The sequence below is a fragment of the uncultured Intestinimonas sp. genome (assembly GCF_944387245.1).
Taxonomy (GTDB): Bacteria; Bacillota; Clostridia; order Oscillospirales; family Oscillospiraceae; genus Intestinimonas.
In genome coordinates, this window is the sequence record NZ_CALXEE010000129.1 from 1 (window position 1) to 3,665 (window position 3,665).

Annotated in this window: 4 protein-coding genes; all 4 read left to right on the top strand. The window is 65.6% G+C overall.

The window, feature by feature from the left end; genetic code table 11:
• Positions 1 to 210: 210 nt before the first annotated feature.
• On the top strand, positions 211 to 762 hold the full coding sequence (locus tag Q0K15_RS10950; protein WP_294515880.1) for a hypothetical protein: 552 nt from the start codon (positions 211 to 213) through the stop codon (positions 760 to 762).
• Positions 763 to 783: 21 nt separating this feature from the next.
• Entirely contained in the window at positions 784 to 1,467 is a 684-nt protein-coding gene (locus tag Q0K15_RS10955; protein ID WP_294515881.1) for a response regulator transcription factor, read from the top strand.
• Positions 1,468 to 1,502: 35 nt separating this feature from the next.
• On the top strand, positions 1,503 to 3,002 hold the full coding sequence (locus tag Q0K15_RS10960) for a HAMP domain-containing sensor histidine kinase (protein WP_294515882.1): 1,500 nt from the start codon (positions 1,503 to 1,505) through the stop codon (positions 3,000 to 3,002).
• A 193-nt stretch (positions 3,003 to 3,195) separates the two neighbouring features.
• Positions 3,196 to 3,665 (top strand): ribonucleotide reductase N-terminal alpha domain-containing protein (locus Q0K15_RS10965; protein WP_294515883.1); only part of this gene is annotated, 470 nt, incomplete at its 3' end.

Consider the following 3,665-nt stretch of genomic DNA (forward strand, 5'->3'; position numbering starts at 1 on the left):
TCCTTTAAACAGGATCGTTTTCATTATATCACAGCACTAGGTCCAGGGTAAACCCCTACCCTTGTCCCGCTGGGGTGGATGTGCTATCATCATGGTACTCGTAAAATCGCCCTACACGGTATTTTTTAATGAGATCTAAAGAAAACCCAAAGCCGTCTTTAGGCGGGGCAGGTTATAATCGGGTCAGTACACGGGGAGAGGGGGAGAAGCATGTCGGTGACGGTGGAACAGGCCCGGCGGATCAGCGAGGCCGCCGGTGTGGACGTGATCGCCGCTCTCTCGGCCCTGGAGCGGAACAATGGCGATGCCCTGGCGGCCATGCTGGAGCTGGAGCGGCAAGGTCTGACACCGACGCCGCCGGGTGGCGGCTTCTACTCCACCCGTGCCCCCTCTGGGGGTACACCGCCACCCCCCGGACCCGGTCCGTCGGATGCTTCGGACAGCGCCCGGCACAGCGGCGTGCTGGTGGTTCCCTGGTCCGATCTGAAAGAGGGCCTGAAAGACCTCTTCCACAACTGTCTGGCCACCCGGCTGGAGGTGTGGCGGAAGGGACAGCAGGCGGCCTCGGTGCCCCTGCTTATCCTGGTGGTGCTCCTGCTCTTTTTCTTCCTGGAGATGGCGGTGGTGCTGGGGGCGGGGCTGCTGCTGGGCTTCCGGTACCGGCTCTCCGGCCCTCTGGTGGAGGGGGAGACCGTGCGGAGCTTCTTGTCCTCCCTGCGGGAGGCCATGGATCGTTTTCTGGCGCGGCTGCGCCGTTCATAAGGAAAAAGGAGGGACCCGTCCATGGCGGAACGGATCTTGTTGGTGGAAGATGAGGAGAAGTTGGCCCGGATGGTGGAGCTGGAGCTGCGGTACGAGGGCTATGAGGTGGAGAAGGCCTTCGACGGCCGGACGGGGCTGGAGCGTGCTCTCACTGGGGAATTTGACCTCATTTTGCTGGACATCATGCTCCCCGCCCTCTCGGGGATGGAGGTGCTCCGCCGGCTGCGGAAGGAGCGGCAGACGCCGGTGATCCTGCTCACCGCCCGGGACGCGGTGGTGGACAAGGTGTCCGGCCTGGACGCAGGTGCGGATGACTATGTGACCAAGCCCTTCGCCATCGAGGAGTTATTGGCCCGGATTCGGGCCGCCCTGCGCAAGCACCCCGCCGCCCCGGCGGAGGCCCCCAGGCTCACCTGCGGCCCCCTCTCCATGGACGTGGAGCGCCACGAAGTGAGCGTCTCCGGCACCCCGGTGGAGCTCACCCGGCGGGAATTCGACCTGCTGCGCTATCTGCTGGAGAACAAGGAAAAGGTCATCTCCCGGGAGTCTCTGCTGGACAACGTGTGGGGCTTCGACTTCGCCGGGGAGACCAACGCCGTGGACGTCTACATCCGCTTCCTCCGGTCCAAGCTGGATGAGCGCTTCGGCGTCAAGCTCATCCACACCGTCCGGGGCGTGGGCTATGTCATCCGGGAGGAGGGCTGACGGGGCATCCACTTGCATGGAAAGGAGGGGCGGACATGGCCTCCAAACCGAGACAGGACCGGGGCGGCATCCGCTCCTCCATCGTCCTGCGGCTCAATCTGCGGCTCTTTCTGCGGCTGCTGGGCATCTATTTCACCACCGACCTGCTGCTGCTGGCCCTCTCCTGGGGGGGCATCCTCCTGTGGGCGGACCACCAGTGCGGGGAGATCGCCCAACTGGTGGCCCAGCGGGGGGTGCCCTCTGCCGAGGCCACGGTGTGGATGTCGGCGGGAGACTACACCATCTCGGCGCTGGAGGAGGCGCCGTCGGAGTCCGGCCTGCGGCTGGGCGGCCTTCTGCTGCCCATGCCCCTAGGGGACCAAACCCTCCCGGAGGAGGAACAGGCCCTGCGGGTTCTCTCCCTGGGGGAGGAGCCGCTGTTTTTCGGTCCCTGGGGGACCCACCCCGGCCGGGGTGCCGCCTATACCCTCTCCCTGCCCAACGATGGGGAGCCCTACGCCATCACCCTGGACCTGGAGCAGCCGGTAACCATCCTGGCCTTTGCCGGGCGCATCCTGCTGGTGTGCCAGCTCTTCAGCCTCCTCCTCAACCTGCTGAAAAACGCCGGCACCATCAAAAAGACCCTCCGGCCCATCCAGGAGCTGGCGGCGGCGGCGGCCCGGCTGGGCAGCGCGCCCCCCAACATGTCGGCCGCCGAGCTCTCCGCCCTGGCGGGGCGGTTGGACGAGATCAACGCCACCCATCTGGACAAGCGCATCCCGGTATCGGGGACCCAGAAGGAGCTCCGGGACCTGGCCGAGGCCATCAACGCCATGCTGGACCGGCTGGGGGCGGCCTACCGGGCCCAGATGCGCTTCGTCTCCGACGCCTCTCACGAGCTGCGCACCCCCATCGCCGTCATCCAGGGCTACGCCAGTCTGCTGGACCGCTGGGGGAAGGACGACCCCGCCACCCGCCAGGAGGCCATCGACGCCATCCGTGGGGAGGCGGAGTCCATGAAGGAGCTGGTGGAGCAGCTTCTCTTCCTGGCCCGCGGGGACAACGACACCATGCAGGTGGAGATGTCCGACTTCGACCTCACCGAGGTGGCTGCCCAAGTGTATAAGGAGACGGGGATGATCGACCAGACCCATCCCTTTTCCGCCCGGTGGGGGACGACCCCGGTGCCGGTCCACGCCGACCTGGGCCTCATCAAGCAGTGCCTCCGGGTGCTGGTGGACAACAGCATCAAATACACCCCCGCCGGCGGGGAGATCACCCTCTCTCTGGAGACGGCGGAGGGCGCCGCCCGGCTGTCCGTCCAGGACGAGGGGGACGGCATCGACGCCCAGAGCCTCCCCCACATTTTCGAGCGCTTCTACCGGGCCGACCAGTCCCGGGACCGGAAGACGGGCGGCACCGGCCTGGGCCTGTCCATCGCCCGGTACATCGCCGAGCGCCACGGCGGCTGGCTGGAGGTCCTCTCCCGCAGGGGGGTGGGCACCCGTATGACCCTGGTGCTCCCCCTGGCCAGCCTGCCCGGCGGAGAGGGGTAAAAATCACCTTTGACGAGCGTTTTTCGTCTGGCTCTAAGAGTTCCGGCAACGGAGGGGAGATCCCCTCCGTTTTTTTCGTCTAAAACGATATATTGACTTCATCCGATTCTCTGATACAATATCTAGTGCACGTTTTGGAGAGGACACCGTCCTCCCATGATTGATATTCACAACGAAAGAGGAGACGACAATTATGCCGATCAGTGAGAACGCCAGGGCCGTGCTGGAGCGCCGGTATTTGATCCGGGATGAGCAGGGGCAGCCCACCGAGACCGTGGAGGAGCTTTTCCACCGGGTAGCGGACGCCATCGCCGCCGCCGACACCCACTTTGACCCCCAGGCGGACACCGCGGCCACCGCCTCCGACTTCTTCCAGCTGATGACCAGTCTGGACTTCCTGCCCAACTCCCCCACCCTGATGAACGCCGGCCGGCCGCTGGGCCAGCTGTCGGCCTGCTTCGTGCTGCCGGTGGCCGACTCCATGGAGGACATCTTCGACGCCATCAAGAATGCCGCCCTCATCCACAAGAGCGGCGGCGGCACCGGCTTTTCCTTCTCCCGGCTGCGGGCCAAGGGCTCCACGGTGAACTCCACCGGCGGCGTGGCCAGCGGCCCCATCTCCTTCATGAAGGTGTTCAACGCCGCCACCGAGGCGGTGAAGCA

Excerpts from the sequence above, each read along its gene's own strand:
- Q0K15_RS10950 (WP_294515880.1), top strand. The coding sequence starts at position 211 with ATGTCGGTGACGGTGGAACAGGCCCGGCGGATCAGCGAGGCCGCCGGT.
- Q0K15_RS10955 (WP_294515881.1), top strand. The coding sequence starts at position 784 with ATGGCGGAACGGATCTTGTTGGTGGAAGATGAGGAGAAGTTGGCCCGG.
- Q0K15_RS10960 (WP_294515882.1), top strand. The coding sequence starts at position 1,503 with ATGGCCTCCAAACCGAGACAGGACCGGGGCGGCATCCGCTCCTCCATC.